Annotated in this window: 13 protein-coding genes and 3 pseudogenes; 10 read left to right on the top strand and 6 right to left on the bottom strand. The window is 57.3% G+C overall.

Annotated elements, in window-relative coordinates:
• The first annotated feature begins 308 nt into the window (after positions 1–308).
• The gene (locus ACP7E3_RS13535; protein WP_046383417.1) at positions 309–1,199 is read left to right on the top strand and encodes a helix-turn-helix domain-containing protein; all 891 of its coding nucleotides are present in this window, start codon (positions 309–311) and stop codon (positions 1,197–1,199) included.
• Between the two features lie 399 nt (positions 1,200–1,598).
• Here the strand turns inward: ACP7E3_RS13535 and bamA are convergent, their stop codons facing one another.
• Positions 1,599–3,965 (bottom strand): outer membrane protein assembly factor BamA, encoded by a 2,367-nt coding sequence (gene bamA, locus ACP7E3_RS13540; RefSeq protein ID WP_057004110.1) that lies wholly within the window; start codon positions 3,963–3,965, stop codon positions 1,599–1,601.
• Between the two features lie 187 nt (positions 3,966–4,152).
• Between bamA and ACP7E3_RS13545 the strand changes: the two genes are divergently transcribed.
• The 5 genes and pseudogenes from ACP7E3_RS13545 to ACP7E3_RS13565 form a co-directional block, all read left to right on the top strand.
• A complete protein-coding gene (locus ACP7E3_RS13545) occupies positions 4,153–4,836 on the top strand; it encodes a response regulator (RefSeq protein ID WP_426123351.1) in 684 nt (227 codons plus the stop codon).
• Positions 4,833–6,116: a HAMP domain-containing sensor histidine kinase gene (locus tag ACP7E3_RS13550; protein WP_426123353.1), complete on the top strand. Its 1,284-nt coding sequence runs from the start codon at positions 4,833–4,835 to the stop codon at positions 6,114–6,116. Before ACP7E3_RS13545 ends, ACP7E3_RS13550 begins: the two co-directional genes overlap by 4 nt.
• A gap of 57 nt (positions 6,117–6,173) precedes the next feature.
• Positions 6,174–6,626 carry a hypothetical protein gene (locus ACP7E3_RS13555; protein WP_046383422.1) on the top strand — a complete coding sequence of 151 codons (453 nt, stop codon included), beginning with the start codon at positions 6,174–6,176 and terminating at the stop codon, positions 6,624–6,626.
• Positions 6,627–7,183: 557 nt separating this feature from the next.
• Positions 7,184–7,405 (top strand): annotated as a pseudogene (locus ACP7E3_RS13560) (transposase domain-containing protein); the annotation flags it as partial.
• Between the two features lie 753 nt (positions 7,406–8,158).
• Positions 8,159–8,407: pseudogene (locus ACP7E3_RS13565) on the top strand (transposase domain-containing protein); the annotation flags it as partial.
• A gap of 76 nt (positions 8,408–8,483) precedes the next feature.
• Here ACP7E3_RS13565 and ACP7E3_RS13570 read toward each other — a convergent pair.
• A complete protein-coding gene (locus ACP7E3_RS13570; protein ID WP_046383423.1) occupies positions 8,484–9,422 on the bottom strand; it encodes an AraC family transcriptional regulator in 939 nt (312 codons plus the stop codon).
• A 22-nt stretch (positions 9,423–9,444) separates the two neighbouring features.
• Positions 9,445–10,278: an oxidoreductase gene (locus tag ACP7E3_RS13575; protein WP_426123356.1), complete on the bottom strand. Its 834-nt coding sequence runs from the start codon at positions 10,276–10,278 to the stop codon at positions 9,445–9,447.
• A 229-nt stretch (positions 10,279–10,507) separates the two neighbouring features.
• Between ACP7E3_RS13575 and ACP7E3_RS13580 the strand changes: the two are divergent.
• Positions 10,508–10,627 (top strand): annotated as a pseudogene (locus ACP7E3_RS13580) (transposase domain-containing protein); the annotation flags it as partial.
• 19 nt (positions 10,628–10,646) lie between these two features.
• Here the strand turns inward: ACP7E3_RS13580 and ACP7E3_RS13585 are convergent.
• Positions 10,647–11,078: a hypothetical protein gene (locus ACP7E3_RS13585; RefSeq protein WP_426123358.1), complete on the bottom strand. Its 432-nt coding sequence runs from the start codon at positions 11,076–11,078 to the stop codon at positions 10,647–10,649.
• A gap of 185 nt (positions 11,079–11,263) precedes the next feature.
• On the opposite strand from ACP7E3_RS13585, the gene ACP7E3_RS13590 reads away from it, so the two are divergent.
• Positions 11,264–11,668, top strand: a complete 405-nt coding sequence (locus ACP7E3_RS13590; RefSeq protein WP_046383425.1) for a hypothetical protein — start codon at positions 11,264–11,266, stop codon at positions 11,666–11,668.
• A 63-nt stretch (positions 11,669–11,731) separates the two neighbouring features.
• The gene (locus ACP7E3_RS13595; RefSeq protein WP_232925446.1) at positions 11,732–12,268 is read left to right on the top strand and encodes an AAA family ATPase; all 537 of its coding nucleotides are present in this window, start codon (positions 11,732–11,734) and stop codon (positions 12,266–12,268) included.
• Between the two features lie 911 nt (positions 12,269–13,179).
• Here ACP7E3_RS13595 and ACP7E3_RS13600 read toward each other — a convergent pair.
• Positions 13,180–14,436, bottom strand: a complete 1,257-nt coding sequence (locus ACP7E3_RS13600) for an FAD-dependent monooxygenase (protein ID WP_236255119.1) — start codon at positions 14,434–14,436, stop codon at positions 13,180–13,182.
• Positions 14,437–14,535: 99 nt separating this feature from the next.
• Here ACP7E3_RS13600 and ACP7E3_RS13605 point away from each other — a divergent pair, with 99 nt between their 5' ends.
• The gene (locus ACP7E3_RS13605; RefSeq protein WP_128191441.1) at positions 14,536–15,453 is read left to right on the top strand and encodes a LysR family transcriptional regulator; all 918 of its coding nucleotides are present in this window, start codon (positions 14,536–14,538) and stop codon (positions 15,451–15,453) included.
• Between the two features lie 14 nt (positions 15,454–15,467).
• Here the strand turns inward: ACP7E3_RS13605 and ACP7E3_RS13610 are convergent, their stop codons facing one another.
• Positions 15,468–17,093, bottom strand: coding sequence for a methyl-accepting chemotaxis protein (locus tag ACP7E3_RS13610; RefSeq protein WP_426123361.1), 1,626 nt, complete (start codon positions 17,091–17,093; stop codon positions 15,468–15,470).
• Between the last annotated feature and the right edge of the window lie 75 nt (positions 17,094–17,168).

Below are 17,168 nucleotides of genomic sequence, written 5' to 3' on the forward strand. Positions count from 1 at the left end.
AGCCCCTTTACGGCCGCCCGGCGGTGGCCGTTTTTTTTGCGGGGCGGGAAACGTTCGCAACCCTCAACCCATGCAAATCATCTCGGTCACGCTTTATACCCATTTAATCCCTGTGTTCGGTTTTTTATAATCACTTAAGTCGCATAACATTGGATATTTTTTTCGACACTGCTCATCCCATGCTAGTATTCTGGTGAGCTGTAAATACTAATAAAAACAATACTCCACGGCCATCTCTCGAGTGCTTTCAACTTTGCGTAGGAGCGCAACAAGAGCCAGGGTGACGGCCCTCAAGTGAGACTTCAAGTATGCCGACCGTCATTACTCCAAAGGAACTTCTCAAGTGGGTGCCAGGCGTAGTTCTCAGCTCAAGCGAAGAACTCGGATGGAAAGATATGCAGCAACGCTCATATCGATATAAAGGTCAGGACGTCCTCATTCCACCCCTTGATCATTTCATGATCGTTTATTACTTTGGCGGCCGCACACCGATGGATCGTTGTGTGGATGAGGGCTGGACACGTACCGCTTGCGCGCCGGGCGATATTTCCCTGCTTACGATGTCACAGGACTCCCATTGGAACTGGACGCAAGACATTGATGTTTCTCATCTCTATCTTTCCAATGCGCTGATGTCTCGTGTGGCCATGGATGTTATGGAGCGTCCGATTGAAGAGGTGCGCCTGCATGATCTGCTCCGTACCCAAGACACGATCCTCACGGCTATTGTCGGCGCAATTACCAATGAAGTAAGAAGTCGTGGGATTGGTGGCGCATTGTACGTGGAAGCCTTGAGCATGCAGTTGGCCATTCACCTTCTACGGCATTACGCGAGTGTCACCTTTAAAGAGTCCAGTGCGCCTGGTCGGCTGTCGCAACAGCAAAAAAAATACTTGCTCGAGTTCATCGATGCTCATCTGGAAGAGTCCATACGCCTGGACGAAATGGCCGATGCCGTAGGGTTGGGCGTCTGGACGTTTTCCAGGAAATTCAGTGAATCGTTCGACTGTTCGCCACACACTTTTGTTACCGAGCAGCGCATCGAGCGGGCCAAGCGAATGCTGTACAGCGGCACACTGTCGATTAAGGAAATTGCCTATCATTGTGGGTTTTCAGATCAGGCACATTTGACCCGTGTCCTGCGCAGCAAACTTGGCGTAACGCCTACGCAACTAAGGAAAACAAACAACCTGGAATAGTGTTCTTACAACGATCGGAAAGTAATTTTCTGCTTCGCCGAACAACCATCAACGAAGTCAAGCCATCGCCGGCCAACGGCTACCGGAAAGAAACATGGACCTTTTAGATATTCTATCCTCGGCCGTCGTAACCGTATTGGTGGTGGCACTGATCGCACTTAGGCGCACAGACAGGAAAATCCCGATCGAAGACATCCCTCAGGAGCGTGCCAAGTGGGAAGAGAAGGTTCGCGGTAAGTCCCGGTCAGCCCTCACACGGCGGCCACTCGCACCCTCTATTCCAGAACCGTATGTGCCTCGCGAATCTGCAACCGTCGCCGAGGCCCTATCGGAGCCAGGCGATAAAACATAACGCCGGTATCCCGCGACGGCGAGCAGCGCGTTAACCCGCTGAAATGATCAGAACGTCTGGCCCATGGAAAACTGGAACACCTGTTTATCCGCGTTCTCCGGCGTGCGAATCGGATAAGCCAGGTTGACACTCAACGGCCCCAGCGGGCTGTACCAGGTCACGCCAACCCCCACCGAACTGGCCATCTGGCTCAGGTCCACACCACCGCAGCCTTGGGTGGTGCTGAGATAACACTTGTCCGAATACACCGTGCCCACATCCCAGAACAAGGAGGTCCGCACGGATTTGTTGTCTTTGATGAACGGCACAGGGAACAAGTACTCCGTGCCCCCGGTAATCAGAATATTACCGCCCAGCGCCTCCGTAGTCCGGTCCGAGTAGTACGCTTGACCTGCGCTGGCATAGGTCCCGGTCGCCGGGGTATTGCGCGGGCCGAGCGTGCCGCTTTCAAAACCACGCACCGTGCCTTCGCCGCCGGCCGTATAGCTCTCATAGAACGGCAACCCGTCCGTGGAGCCATAACCGTTGCCGTAACCGAGCTTGGTATGGAAGCGCAGGGCGGTGGTATTGCTGACCGGCAGGAAGGTTTGCCCCGTATAGTCGATTTTGTAGAAGCTCAGGTCACTGCCGGGCACCGTCACCGTCAGGTTGAGGTTCTGCGCGTGCCCGCGCGTGGCCAGTACGCCTTTGTTCAAGGTCGACTCCGACCAGCCTGCGCTGGCCTTGAAGTTGGTGAATTCCTTGCCTTCGCGCTCGATGAAATCGTAGATCTCGTCGGCGCTGTAGGTGCCCGGCTCGATGCTGTCGTGTTGTGCGGTCAGGCCGAACGTCAGGCGCGAAGTCTCGTTGATCGGGTAACCGAGGCTGGCACCCAGGCCAAAACTATTGATGGCGTAATAGGACACCCCGTCATCGTAGTATTTGTTGTAGTCGGTTTTGCTGTAGAACGCGTTGTAGCCCAGGCTAACCCCATCGGTGGTGAAGTAGGGGTCGGTGAAACCAATGTTGTACTTGCTCTGGTAGGACGAACGGGTCAGCCCCAGGCTGGCGTAATTGCCCGTGCCAAGAAAGTTGTTCTGGGTAATCGACCCGCCAAGGATCAGGCCCGAACTCTGGGCGAAGCCGACGCTGGCCGTGATCGAGCCGGAGGCTTGTTCTTCCACGGCGTAGTTCACATCCAGCTGGTCATCCAGCCCGGCCACGGCCGGCGTCTCGACGTTCACTTCCTTGAAGAACCCCAGGCGTTCCAGGCGCACCTTGGATTGGTCGATCAGGTAGGTCGACGCCCAGCCGCCTTCCATCTGCCGCATTTCGCGACGCAACACTTTGTCGTCGGTCTTGGTATTGCCCCGGAAGTTGATGCGATTGACGTAAGCCCGCTTGCCGGGGTCGATGCTGAAAGTGATGTCTACCGTGTGGTCTTCTTCATGCACCTGAGGCGTACCGTTGACGTTGGCGAACGTATAGCCTTCGTTGCCCAGGCGGCGGGTGATCAGTTCCGAGGTGGTGGTCATCAACTTGCGCGAAAACACCTGGCCCTTTTGCACCAGCAATAATGACTGGACCTGCTCTTGCGGGACTTTCAGCTCGCCGCTCAGCTTGACTTCACGCACCGTGTATTTCTGGCCTTCCTGGATGTTCACGGTGATATAGACGTGCTTTTTATCCGGGGTCATGGAGACCTGGGTCGAGGTGATATCCATGTTGATATAGCCACGGTCCAGGTAATAGGAGCGCAGCCGTTCGAGGTCGCCGGAGAGTTTCTCCCGTGCGTATTTATCGTCGTTCTTGAAAAATGACAGCCAGTTGCTGGTCTTGAGCGTGAATTGGTCGATCAACGCGTCGTCGGGGAACACCGTATTGCCCACCACGTTGATGTGCTGGATCGACGCCACTTCGCCTTCATCGATCTTGATCTTCAGGCCGACCCGATTGCGCGGCTGGGCCACGACCTCGGTGTCGACCGAGGCCGAGTAACGGCCCTGGGCAACGTATTGACGCTGCAACTCGTTGCGCACGCCCTCCAGGGTGGCGCGCTGGAATATCTCGCCTTCGGCAAGGCCCGATTGCTTCATGCCTTTCATCAAGTCTTCGGTGGAGATCGCCTTGTTGCCCTCGAACTCGATGCTGGCAACCGAAGGACGCTCGACGACATTGATAATCAGCACATCACCTTCGCGACTCAGCTGGATATCCTGGAAGAACCCGGTCTTGAACAACGCGCGAGTGGAATCCACCAGGCGCCGGTCATCCGCTTCATCGCCGACGTTCAGCGGCAATGCGCTGAATACGCTGCCCGCCGAGACGCGTTGCAGGCCATTGATTCGAATATCCGAGATTTTGAAGCCTTGGGCGAGTGCCAGTGAGGTATTGAGCAGCAGCGCAACCGAGCAGAGCAGGCGCGAAAAATTCATCAAGATCTTTTCCAGAACACATCGACAAGCAGCGCCGGCGTGCTGGGTTCACTCGCCGACCGGTGAACAGCCAGCATAAGAGTGCGCGGCGTTTGGTGCGGTTAACCGAATGTCAAGTTAGGTAAAGGTGGGCCTGATAACCTGCGCAAAGGCTGATAATGGACAACCCCACACTGACGAGCCCACGATGATCTGCGTACTGTTGGTCGACGACGACCAGGAATTGACGGAAATGCTCAGCCAATACTTGGCGCGCGAAGGTTTTGAGGCCACGGCCGTGCATACGGGCGAGGAGGGCGAGGTCGAGGCGCTGTCGGGGCGCTACAGCATTGTGGTGCTGGACGTCATGCTGCCCCAGCGTTCGGGTATCGAGGTGCTGCGGCGCATCCGCGCGGTCAGCCAAGTGCCCGTGGTGCTGCTGACCGCCCGCGGCGACAACATCGACCGCATCACCGGCCTGGAACTCGGCGCCGACGATTACGTGCCCAAGCCCAGCTCCCCGGGCGAGCTGGTGGCACGGCTGCGCGCGATCATGCGCAGGGTGCAGCCGGTGGGACAGCCGCTCACCGAAGTGATCAAGACCGGCGCGCTGGTGTTGTGGCCCGGCAAGCGCCAGGCCATATGGAGCGGTGTCGAGCTGGGCCTGACCAGCACCGAATTCAGCCTGCTCGAAGAACTGGCCCGCAACGCGGGCCAAGTGGTGAGTAAAAAGGACCTGTCCCTCAACGCCCTGGGCTGCCCGCTGACCCGCTACGACCGGCGCATCGACGTACATATCAGCAGCATCCGGCAGAAGCTGGGGCCGCGCCTGGACACCAAGGCCTGGATCCAGAGCGTGCGCGGCCTTGGCTACCTGTTGATCGCCGAATGACCCGGCCCAGCCTGCTGTTCTGGAAACTGTTCCTGGCCTTCTGGCTGGCGACCACCCTGACGTTTCTGGTCGGGGTCGGCGTACTAGAACTCAGCCGTTTTCGCCCGAGCGACCCGCATGTGGAAGCCATTCTGGCAGCGGAAACCGGGCTGCTCGAGCGCGTCGGTGTCGACGCGGCAGGCCAGCTCCTCACAGTCTGGGAACGTCCGCCGGATGAGAACATCGGCGTCTATGACAGCAACGGTCACTTGATCGTGGGGTCGCCCGTTGAACAACCGACCTATGAACGAGCGGTCACCAGCAAGGAAGGCCTGGCGCTTTCGATCAGGTCCACCCACGCCCCCGGCAACGTCCCCGGCAGGCCCTGGCACCAGATCCCGTTGCTCATCGGCACGTTGATGAGTGCGCTGTTCAGCGGCTACATGGCGTACTACCTGGCCTGGCCGCTGGCCTACTTGCGTCGGGCGATGAGCGATGTGGCCCAAGGACGCTTCGAAACCCGGGTCAAACCCGCCATGGGCAAGCGCCGCGATGAAATCGTCGACCTGGCCGAAGACTGCGACCGCATGGCCAACCAGCTCAAGGTGCTGGTGCAAGCCCAGCAGCATCTGCTGCACGACATCTCCCATGAATTGCGCTCGCCGCTGACGCGCATGCAAGCGGCCATCGGCCTGTTGCGCCAAGACCCTGCACGCATGGAAATGCTCGAACGCATCGAGCATGAATCCGAACGCATGGACACCCTGATCGAAGCGCTGCTGACCCTGGCTCGCCTGCAGGGCCGGCCCGAAAGCATCGAGCGCGAACCCGTGGACATCATCGAGTTGCTGGCGATGATTGTCGAAGATGCGCAGTTCGAAGCCGGCATCAAAGGCTGCCGCGTACACCTACAGGCTTGCCCGCCGTTTATCGCCTGTGTCAACGGTGAGTTGCTGTACCGCTGCTTTGAGAACGTGATCCGCAACGCCGTGCGCTACACGCGGCCGGACACCACGGTGCTGGTTTCGGCGCGCATCAATCCCGACGCGAGCCGCCTCACTGTGGCGATCAGCGACCACGGGCCGGGCGTCGACAACGATCGATTGCACAGCATCTTCCAACCGTTCGAGCGTGGCGCGGGGGATGCCAGCGTCGGCTTTGGCCTGGGCTTGGCCATCGCCGCGCGGGCAGTGCAGATGCACGGCGGCAGCATCGTGGCTCGCAATGAGTCAGGCGGCGGGCTGACCGTTGAGGTCAACCTGCACAACGCGCGATCTTTACACGACATTACATTGGCTTGACCGCCCTGTACGTCGCCGCTCATTAGACTTGTCGCCATTGTTTGAGCGGAGGTGGCGATGTTTCAGGTGCATAAAAAGGGCTTTGTGCCCGGCAGGAAAATGGTTGATGGCCTGGTCCCGTATGACTTCTTTTGTGAAGACAGCCCGACGATCAATATCTTCGTGTTTACCGGCGCCGCCACCCCCGACGCAACCGTCGAGGAGCAGACGCTGTGGGGCTTCACCCGCCTGGAGCGGTTCGAGGCGATGACCAACGCGCTGGTGAGCAACAAGAAACACGCCGGCTGGTTTCAAAGCGTGAATGTGCTGACCGGGCCCAACCAGAACGGCACGCAAAGCGTGAAATTCCAGCGCGTGCTGAAAATCATCAAACACGCCAGCAGCACGCAAAAAGTCGACTATGAGATTCTGACCGACGAAGGCGACACCTACTTCACCCGGCAAACCGTTGCGGCGAACAGCGCGCAAACCGTCATCTATTCGGCGGAGTCGTCCGCTCGTAGCGCGTGATTATCTCACGGGCCTGGCGGGCGCGAGGCGCGCCTGTTCGTCCAGTCACGCGTGTTACCTCTGCCCAAGACGCCTTACTTTTTTTCGCGCTATCGATCACCGTCCGGTCCCCCATCAAGCGCTACAAAAAGCGTGGCAGTACTGGGGCAGAGGACTTCAACAACATTGACGTTAACAAGCACCTGAAGAAGAAAACATGCACGTCGCCGTCTGGCCCCCATTGATGAACTGAAGCTCGCAGTAGACGCTGCCGTTATGCGCTGACGCATACGACTGTGACTCTGCTTCATGCTGCTCTCAAAAAAGGAGTGGCGGCTCTGCTTCGTCCGTGGTTTTTCGACGCTTTGGCGCGAAGAAGCGGAAGTTTGCTGTTTTTCGTCTCGGGTATTGATATGCACCTTTTTAACGCTTTGATGGCTCGTGCCATCCCTTTGATTCCGCGCGCAATTATCCAAAAAATCTCCCGCCGCTACATTGCTGGTGCCACGCTAGGCGAAGCCCTGGCGCGGGTTCAACAGTTAAACGCGCAAGGTTTCTGTGTGACTCTCGACGTGTGTGAGAATCAAATTCGGCCCTGGGCTTTTGGCCGCTCGAATTGGTTGTTCGCAGGCTCGCTGCGCAGTGGCAAACCTGCGGCTGCAATCGTGAGTTTGATCCAGTCGGCGCGGCTCAGCGGGCATGATCCGCATGTTTACTTGAAGGATGTTCTTACACGCCTGCCGACGCAGCGTGGGAGTGAGATTACCAAACTGCTACCGCGCAGATGGGCGCCCGTTTAATCAAGCAAGGTGTGTTCGGCGGACGCTTGTTTTGCAGGTTCCCTGCGTAGCGGAAAATTAGCAGCAGCGATCATTAATTTATACAGATTGCGACCTAGAATGGTAATGATCGTATGTTTACCTGAAGGACGTTCAGGCGCCCACCTACACAGCCGGCGAGTGAAATCAATCAATTGCCGCCACATAAGTGGGACCTCTTTAATCACACAAGGCATGTTCGTACCAAGACTTGTTAGCCGGCAATTAAAACCTGTTGAAGGAGCTAGATATTGAAGTGGATAGTTTTGGCGGTATTGACCTGGATCAGCACACTTTTGTATGCGGACGCTGCTCCAAATGAGACCAGACAATCGACCAATGCGGCTGTTACAGCCTGCAAAGCAATAAGTAAACTGCTGAAGCCTTCCTTTTCAAGAACTCAAGCGCATTTCCTCGACTCGGAAGAAATTTTCGCAATATTAGTGCGAGGCATTAAGCCCCCTCCATCCATGAAGGATCAATCTGGCGCGGAGTTATGCTTGTACTATTCATACACAAAACGCGCTCGCCTGGCTGATTGGGATGAGATGGCCACATCCAAAAAATGGCCAAGGCGAATCAAGGCGCCCACAGACTTATGATAGATGGTGCATACCTCCGCTTAAAATACGCGAACACCATCGCCATTAATTCTGGAGTTCACAAGGTGTGTTTCCGAAACGCTTACGGATTTACGGCGCCTAATACGGCAAGAAAAAGCAGTACCTGTGATGAGGGGCCGTGCCCATAAACAACAATTGGGCCGAAAACCAAGTCAGGCCATGGGCTCTTGGGCGCAAGAGCTGGCTCTTCGCAGGGTCTTTACGCCGTGGCAAACGGGCGGCAGCGATCATGAGCTTGATCCAGTCGGCGCGGCTCAACGGGCATGACCCGTATGCTTATCTCAAAGATGTGCTGACGCGGCTGCCGACGCAGCGGGCAAGTGAGATTACCGAGTTGCTGCCGCATAAATGGGCGCCCGTTCAACCGCCCAAAGTATGTTGGGCAGGTGCGGACAGCGCTGGTACTGGGGTTGCCGGAGCAGCGGGTCGGCTCATCGCTAATGTGACGAGACGTACATAGATGGCGTGGACGGCGCAGGCAGTGCGTAGGTCGCCTTCATCCATTCGATCTCTGCCTGGGGCGTGCGCCCAAAGAAACGTTTGAATTCGCGGCTGAATTGCGAGGCGCTTTCGTAGCCTACATTGAACGCCGCCGTCGAAGCGGTCATAGCGTTGCGTAGCATCAGTAATCGCGCCTGGTGCAAGCGCGTCGACTTCAGGTATTGCATCGGCGACGAGTCCGTCACGCTGCGAAAGTGCAGATGAAAATTGGGCACGCTCATGCTCGCTTCTTGGGCAAGGGACACCACATCCAGGCGCTCCTGGTAGCAACTATGGATCTTGCGGATCGCACGAGTGACCTTACCAAAGTGACCCTGGCGATTGAGCGCGGCGCGCATCGAGCCACCTTGCTCGCCGGTTAGGATGCGGTAGTAGATCTCCCGCACCAGCGACGGCCCAAGTATTTGCGCTTCGCCCGGACTGCTCATCGCCTCAAGAAAGCGTAGCGTCGAGGCGCGCAGCAAATCGTCCATTGGCGAGGCATACATGCCCTTGGGCTGGGCATCACTTGGCCCGAGAGCTTCATCCATTTGCAGTATCAACTCGCTGGCCATTTGTAAGTCGAGGCGCATGTAGACCGCCAGCATTGGCTGCGCCTCGCTGGCATCGGTCTCCATGGTGAAAGGAACTGGGACGGACACCACTAGATAGTGCTGGGCGTCATAAACGTATACGTCATCGCCCAGATAGCCACGTTTGCGCCCTTGGCACAGGATCACGATACCCGGGTCATACAGCACCGGAGTGCGAGTCAGTGGCCGATTCGAACGCAAAAAGCGGATATCCTCTAGCGTGCTGAGGTTGTAGCCCTCGACCGGCGCGAGGGTTTCCATCAAATGCACCATGCGCGAGGTGCGTGAGTCGGCCCGATTCATTGATGTCCCCTCTGCTGGCCGCTCAACCGTCGGTGGTAAGAGTCAGCGCTTCCCATTGATCAATCTCCCTGGCCGTGCGATTCAGCTTGTCACGTACCAGTCCCAACGCGTCACTGCCCAATAATAAGTGTGCCGGTGGTGTCGGGCTGGCAATAACCTGCAACATCGCTTGCGCCGCTTTTCGCGGGTCGCCAAGCTGTTTGCCGCTCTTTTCTTCGCGGGCCTTACGTACCGGGTCGAAACTGGCGTCATAGTCAGCAATGCTTCGTGGGGTGCGCTGCATCGAACGACCGGCCCAGTCAGTGCGAAACGAGCCAGGTGCCACGGCGGTCACGAAGATGTTGAAAGGTAGCAGTTCTTTGCTCAGCGTATCGGAGATACCTTCGAGAGCAAACTTGCTCCCGCAGTAGTACGCGATGCCCGGCATCGTGATGGTGCCGCCCATAGAAGTGATATTAAGAATATGACCAGTGCGACGCTTGCGAAAATAAGGCACGAAAGCCTTGGTCACCGCTACCGCGCCGAACACGTTGACGTCGAATTGGCGACGCATTTCCTCCAGCGGCGACTCTTCAACGATGCCCTCATGACCGTAGCCGGCGTTGTTGACCAACACGTCGACTGGGCCGTGGGTTGCTTCAATAGCAGCTACTACGCTGTCGATCCGGGCGAAGTCAGTGATATCCAGAATCACCCCATGAGCATGATCCACCGAGAGCGCCTGAAAGGCGCGCAAGGCGGCTTCACTACGCACGGTACCTATGACACGGTGGCCCGCTGCAAGAGCTTCTTGCGCCAGCGCGTTGCCGAAGCCACTGCTCACCCCCGTGATGAATATGGTTTTTCTGCTGTTCATGGCGACTTCCAATAAGTAGGGACGAGGCCATGATATCTATCGAAAACTCGATCACCTATGCCGGTTTGTCTTAGAGCATTGCCTATTCCTATCAGAGTCAACAGTTAAGTGGGCGCGCGTTTAACCACGCAACATGTGTGTTGAATGGACACTTATGTCAATTCCATGCAATTGGATGGGAGAGTCTGCGCAATACCCCAACTACTCCAGGAGAGTTGGCCAAACGCTTACTGCGCGGTTGAATGGGCATGGTCCATACGCGTATTTGAGGGATATTCTAACGCGCCTGCCGACGCAGCGGGCGAGTGAGATTGAAGAACTGCCACCGCACAAGTGGGTATCCGCTTAACCGCGCGAAAGTATCTTAGTCACAGAAAGGCCCTGAGCAAATGAACCGCCGAGAGCTGTTTTTCTGCTTCGCCAGCGGTAAGAGGTCTTTCACAGTACTCTCGACTTAGAAAAACAATTGCGTCATTACCGTCAGGATTGTCGGAATAACCGGGGTGTTTTGATATCTCTGCGAGCAAGTCTTCCGAGACTGGAGCGACATGAAAATGTGCGCTGAAGTCAGGAGAAAATCCCAATTTGTAGAACATTACTTTGTAAGGGGAATACACCTTTGCCAGCAGACGCTCCGAGGTTTTCATCACCAAACCGAGAGATGACATGGCTTCGTCGCTCAAATCGCTGAGATCTGAAGCCGTCTCTTCAGATGAAATTATCAAATACCCGTCGTAACGTGAATCTCGCCGATGAGTTACTATCCAGTGGGTGTTGCTGAAAACTCTTAGCTCGTCCATGTAGCTCCAGTTAAACGATGTATTTATGTTTACGGTACAACCTACATTTCTTGCCCAACGATATGCAACCAATTGTCGCACGGCCCAAAGTCGTCTGGTCAAGACGGGTTTGCCATACGCTTACATTGCTGCGACGTTGGTTGATCCCGTTATCATAGGATTACTTCACGAGAGCAGATCCAGCTATGCCAAGGTCGTCATTCGTCATCCGAGTTTTGTTCGCCTGTTGCCTTTTGGTCGCAACCACCAATCACATTCGAGCAGATTTTCAGCATGGGTTGCTCTGGGACTACGGATACGGGGCCAGCGCCTATTGGGCTAGCCGTATTTTCTGGGGGGCGCTTACGTTTTTTGACCCGCTGGCGGCACTGCTCCTTTTCATAAAACCAAGGGTGGGCATCATCCTTACAGCAGCAATCATTCTGGCTGACGTCGCCCATAACACCTATTACGTTGCATTGAACCAGCAGTGGCTGGAGCCGTTCTACCTGTCCCAGGTGGCGTTTCTTGTCGCGGTTCTTCTACTTTCGCCTATTGCCTGGAACTTCACCCGTCGTCGCGTAGCACTAATCAACACGATTCGATTGTGAAGTGTTCCAATGAGGAGCAGCGTCGCTCAGTATTATCAGGATGTTCAATGCGCAGGGGCTCCTATGCAGCGTGTCATGATTATTGGCCAACCAGGGTCAGGAAAAAGTACGCTGGCTCGGGCGATGGGCAAGCACACAGGTCTTCCGGTCATCCATATCGACACGATCCATTGGCAACCGGGATGGGTTGAGCGAAACGCTGATGAGAAGACTCGCCTTTGTCACGAGGCCGAGGCTCGCGATCAGTGGATTTTTGAAGGTGGCCATTCGGCCACCTGGGATAACCGTATTGCCAGAGCCGACCTCTTAATATGGATTGATCGGTCGCCGGTACTTCGGTTTTGGCGTGTGTTTCTTAGAACTTTGACCCAGCGTGGTAGCACTCGCCCCGACCTTCCAGAGGATTGCCCAGAGCAGCTAAAGAACCTTCTAGCGCTTTTCAACTTCATGTGGACTACCCGTAAATCGGCGCGTGCCAAGATGAGGCAGCTTGCGGCAACGGCGCCCTCAACATGTCGCGTCGTCTGTCTGCGATCCAACCGTCAAACCAGACAGTTTCTGTCAAGTATTCGGGACGTGCGTTGCGGACAGTCGTCGTGAAAAGTCCAGGTTCCGACAAAGCCGCTGCGTGATTGAAGAGCGCTGAGCGCCAAAGTCACGGTGTATTACTCAAGCGAGTACCCACTGGTGCGCAAGCAACTGGTCAATCTCACTCGCTCTCTGCGTCGGCCATCTTTCAAAAAAACATACGGGTGTAGATCAAGCTCTGTGAGCTTTTTCTCGTTCAAGCAGAGGGGGAGGTCGTGTTGAACGTTTGTGCAAGGTCTTCTGCTTTCGCAAAGAGCAGCATTTCCAGATCACCTATCTCGACGTCAAGTTTTCGGGAGACGCTCATGAGTAACTCGATGTAGGTTGAGTAGACACTGGTCGTTGCAATTCGAATCCAGCTTTGTTGGATCGCCTGAGCCTTCATGCGTGGCCAATGACCCATTTGAATGAATGGTGAACAAGGGTGGTATCAAGCGTCCACATGTAGATCTTCGGAAGTGTTGGCAGGTGCTGTCTGGCATATAAAAACAAGGTGTTTTCGAGAGTCTGCATGGACGTGGCAATGTATTGGGCGAGGTCTCTATGTTAATTCAGCATCAAATTTGCAGCTAACGTGTATCCGTCCGGCCAAGTCATCTGCCCAGCCCCGAAGAGCCAGGACATGGTGTGCACTTACATTTAAGTGGGCACCAGTTCTAACCTTTTAAGCGGATATTTCATGCAGCCAACACGCCGTTCCTATTCCAAATCCTTCCCTGCTGGTCAATGCAGATACTTTGCCGCAGGCCAGATAGGGGAGCTACATTTTCAACAGAATCGGCCAGAAGCCGACATCTGAAGAGCATCAGTGTGAGCTGCTAGACCTGGCGCTCCAGCGCGGTGGGTAAAGTCATGGGGCTCGGTTTACAGTGAGGCGTCTCGGGGCCGGAGACGCCATGCGGTGTCCAGATTGCCACCGTCTTTCAGAGGCGGTACAGACTGCCGAAGTCAGCGCCATCCATCGGCGTGCTGTCCGTGCAGCCTGTCATCGGCAAACCCTGTGACCATCCTGCCGCCAAGGCCTGCACATCACGCAAGGGATCGGACGCCTTGGCGCGTTCATTGCGAATGCGGCAGGTTTCAGGATCAGTGGCAAACAGACCGCGAGCGAAGACTCGACCCTGCTCGGCCAGCTTGGCGGTCTTCGGCCCGCGGATCTCCGCGAAGCGCTGCAAGGCTTCATCAAGGCCGTTCGTTCCTTCCAGGCATCTAGCAAGGTGCCAAGCGTCTTCCAACGCCTGACAAGCGCCCTGGCCCGATGTCGGCAACGGCGCGTGCGCCGCATCTCCCACAAGCAGCACATTAGCCCGGCTCCACGTGTGCAGCGGCTCCAAGTCGTGCACGGCAATCATCCGGATGGCGTGCGCCGGCGTCGCCTGGATGATACGGGCGATAGGCTCCGGCCATCCCGCGAACAGATCCTCGATCTCCTTGCGCATATCGGCTGCGGGCGTCGCCCCTGACAATGGCCGCGCCTGTGCCGCTGCCCAGTAGACCAACTCCGGCCGGACCGGCACGCATCCGAAGCGATTGCCCGACCCCCAATAATCCTGAATCGCTATATCGCTCACCAACGCACTTTCCCCCTGCGCCACACCTATCCAGTTCACAAATCCCTGATAAACCGGTGTGTTGTCCCCCGCAACGAACCCGCGTGCCACCGACCCCATACGGCCATCTGCGCCGATAAGCAGATCTGGACGGATACTCACCCCGTTCTCGAAGCGCGCTACCGCTTTGCCATTAGCCTCCAGATCGATCCCCACCGCCCGATGCCCGAACTCCACCGGGATTCCGCTCTGTGCCGCATGCTTGAGCAGCACTGCCTGCAAGTCCCTCCGCAAAATGGTATGAGTCGGATATCCCATTGTCTGGTCCAGCAGCGCGATATCGATGCCCCCCAACGAATTGCCCGCAGCGTCCTGGCGGCGCACTACCACTGGCCGGCCACCCGCTGCCGCGATGTCTTGGAGGAGGTCCAGTTCCTCCAGCACAAAGCCAGCGTTGGGCCAGAGCGTCACGCCAGCCCCCATGGTCGCTGGCCCCGTCCGGCGCTCATATACCCGGGGACTGTGTCCCCGCTTGCGCAAGGCAAGCGCCACGCTCAACCCCGCAATTCCGCCGCCAAGTATTCCGATTTCCACGCTGGATCTCCTATTCAATCCGTCCCGACACGCCATCGGCGACAACCCATCGGACGAGACGGCATCTTAGATTCCGTCAATGGGGAGAACTATTATGTAAAAATGGGCGACTTTAATACCTTAATCGGGATAATCATGCGCAATGCCCTCGACCTGAACACCGTCCGTGTATACGTGGCGGTCGTCGATGTACAAAGCTTTTCCGGCGCGGCGCGCCTACTGTCCCTGCCATCCTCTAACGTCAGCCGCCACGTCGCCTCGCTGGAACGCAGATTGGGCGTCCGCTTGCTGGAGCGCAGTACTCGCCACCTGCGCATGACTGAAGCCGGCAGACTTCTCTACGAACGTGCAAAACCTTTGCTCGATTCCTTGCTCTCCACTGAGGAAGAACTTGGCGCGGTGCAGCGTGAACTGCGGGGACCCTTAAGGATGTGCATGCCAGGCGAAGCGCCAAGGCTACTGGCCCCTATCCTGGCCGAATTCTGTAGCCTCCATCCCGGCGTCGAATTGGAGTGCGACACGCGCCTGACCGGTTTAGAAGCACTCCGGGAAGACGTGGACCTCTCTATCGTCTTCCATCGTGGGCGCCAGGATGACAGCACCATCATCACCCGCGAACTCGCTACGCTACCCAGCATTGTGGTCGCGGCACCCGCTCTGTTAGCCAAAACGGGAACTCCGCGCCAAGTGCGCGAACTAGAGTCCTTGCCGTGCATTACTACACTGAGCGCATTGAAGGGCCAGCCCTGGCTGTTTCTCGACGGCACAGGCGAAATCGTGAAGGTATCTGTGCGTAGTCGCTATCGTGTCAACAGTGGAGAACTTGCGTTGGCGGGCGCGCGGCAAGGCATCGGTTTCGCGATAGTGGCAGCCTATCCATGCCAGGAAGATCTTGCCGCGGGCCGATTGCGGGAAGTGTCGCTGGACCTGCGCCCTGCGCCGCTGCAATTGCTTGGCGCGTACAGCCACCGGCATTCCGTGACTGCGCGGGTTCGGGCGTTGCTGGAATTTATACAGCTGCGGTTGGAACGAGTTGGGAGCGGCTCAAGATAAGGGGCCGCCAAGGATCAAGTCCGAAAGCGTCCCACCAGCCCGCTCAGCTCCGCAGCCAAGCGTGACAGCGCATGGCTCGCTGCGTTGGTCTGTAAGGCGCCCGCCGCGGATTGCGCCGACAGGTCGCGGATCGCCAACAGGTTGCTGTCGACCTCACGGGCAACCTGGGCCTGTTCTTCGGCAGCACTGGCAATCACCAGATTGCGCTCGTTGATCTGGCCGATGGCCGCGAAGATATCCTCCAGCACCACCCCCGACGCCTGGGTGATTTCCAGCGTGCCTTGCGCCCGCGCCGTGCTGCTGCGCATCGAATCCACCGCGTGTTCAGCAGTGCTCTGCACGCTGGCAATCATCTGTTCGATCTCGCGGGTCGATTCCTGGGTGCGGTAGGCGAGGGTGCGTACCTCGTCGGCCACGACGGCAAACCCCCGACCGGCTTCACCGGCCCGGGCCGCTTCGATCGCCGCGTTGAGGGCCAGCAGGTTGGTCTGCTCCGAGACGGCCCGGATCACGTCGAGCACCTTGCCGATGTTGCGCACTTCATTGGCGAGGTGCTGGATACGCTCGGCGCTGCCGTGAATTTCGGCGGTCATCGATTGCGTACCGCTGATGTTTTCGCGTACCTGCTGACGGCTCTTTTCCGACAGCGTATTGGAGGCGGTGGCCGCTTGCGAAGTCGACACCGCGTTGCGCGCCACTTCTTCGACCGCACTGGTCATCTGGTTCACCGCGGTCGCGGCCTGTTCCAGCTGCATGTCCTGCTGCTGGAGGCCACGGTTGCTTTCTTCGGTGACGGCGTTGAGTTCTTCAGCGGCTGAGGCCAACTGCGTGGCTGAGTCAGCGATCTGGATCAGTGTTTCACGCTGGCTGGCCTGCATGCGTTGCAGCTCAAGGAACAATTCGCCAATTTCGTTGCGGCCAGGCGAGACGACTTCGCGGCTCAGATCGCCCCCGGCAATACGCTTGAAGTGCTCGCCGGCCGCGCGCAACGGGCGCAGGACGGTGCCCGAGATGAATACCCAGCAGACGACAGCGAGTGCCAGGGTCAGCAGGATCAAGGCAATGGCCAGGGTTTGCGAAGTCTGCAGCCGCGCAGCCGCCTCCGTGTTGATCTCCTGGGCACGGGCATCCAACGCGCCGACCAGCTTCACGCGAATCTCCTGAAGCTTGGTCATGCTGTTGCCGGCATCGATGTTGACTTGAAAATACTCTTCGGCGGAGCGCGCGCGCGTGGCGGCGCGTTGTCCGACGATGGCCGTGCCGTATACGGCGAACGCACGCTTGAGATCTTCGGCGAGGGCCTTCAACTGCGGGTCACGCAAGTCTGTGGTCGAGGCATTGACCTTGGCGATGGCGTCACTCCAGATCGCCTCACTGCGCACCAGCCGGGCTTCCGCGTCGTCGAAACGCCCGCCGACGGTCTCGATGAACGCCGAGGACACGTTGGCGCTGGTACGGATTGCCAGCAGCAACGCGTTGTTGATCCCGTCGATTTGTCGCGAGGTACGCCCCAACTCGTCAATGTGCTCGTGACTGCGTACCGCCGACCGCCAGCCGTTCAGGGTCGAGAACAACAGTGCAACAACGAACAGCAGCAGCACCCCGATCATCCCGGTGCGAATTTTCAGATGGGCAAACATGGGCATACTCCGCAGACCACTTAAGTAATAGTGATCGTGCTATCCGCATTCACGCAGTGAACTTGAACGGCAGAA

This window comes from Pseudomonas sp. PSPC2-3 (genome assembly GCF_049898265.1).
Classification (GTDB): Bacteria; Pseudomonadota; Gammaproteobacteria; order Pseudomonadales; family Pseudomonadaceae; genus Aquipseudomonas; species Aquipseudomonas veronii.

Coding starts and splice junctions, on each gene's coding strand:
- ACP7E3_RS13535 (WP_046383417.1), top strand. CDS start 309: ATGCCGACCGTCATTACTCCAAAGGAACTTCTCAAGTGGGTGCCAGGC.
- bamA (WP_057004110.1), bottom strand. CDS start 3,965: ATGAATTTTTCGCGCCTGCTCTGCTCGGTTGCGCTGCTGCTCAATACC.
- ACP7E3_RS13545 (WP_426123351.1), top strand. CDS start 4,153: ATGATCTGCGTACTGTTGGTCGACGACGACCAGGAATTGACGGAAATG.
- ACP7E3_RS13550 (WP_426123353.1), top strand. CDS start 4,833: ATGACCCGGCCCAGCCTGCTGTTCTGGAAACTGTTCCTGGCCTTCTGG.
- ACP7E3_RS13555 (WP_046383422.1), top strand. CDS start 6,174: ATGTTTCAGGTGCATAAAAAGGGCTTTGTGCCCGGCAGGAAAATGGTT.
- ACP7E3_RS13570 (WP_046383423.1), bottom strand. CDS start 9,422: ATGAATCGGGCCGACTCACGCACCTCGCGCATGGTGCATTTGATGGAA.
- ACP7E3_RS13575 (WP_426123356.1), bottom strand. CDS start 10,278: ATGAACAGCAGAAAAACCATATTCATCACGGGGGTGAGCAGTGGCTTC.
- ACP7E3_RS13585 (WP_426123358.1), bottom strand. CDS start 11,078: ATGGACGAGCTAAGAGTTTTCAGCAACACCCACTGGATAGTAACTCAT.
- ACP7E3_RS13590 (WP_046383425.1), top strand. CDS start 11,264: ATGCCAAGGTCGTCATTCGTCATCCGAGTTTTGTTCGCCTGTTGCCTT.
- ACP7E3_RS13595 (WP_232925446.1), top strand. CDS start 11,732: ATGCAGCGTGTCATGATTATTGGCCAACCAGGGTCAGGAAAAAGTACG.
- ACP7E3_RS13600 (WP_236255119.1), bottom strand. CDS start 14,436: ATGGCGTGTCGGGACGGATTGAATAGGAGATCCAGCGTGGAAATCGGA.
- ACP7E3_RS13605 (WP_128191441.1), top strand. CDS start 14,536: ATGCGCAATGCCCTCGACCTGAACACCGTCCGTGTATACGTGGCGGTC.
- ACP7E3_RS13610 (WP_426123361.1), bottom strand. CDS start 17,093: ATGTTTGCCCATCTGAAAATTCGCACCGGGATGATCGGGGTGCTGCTG.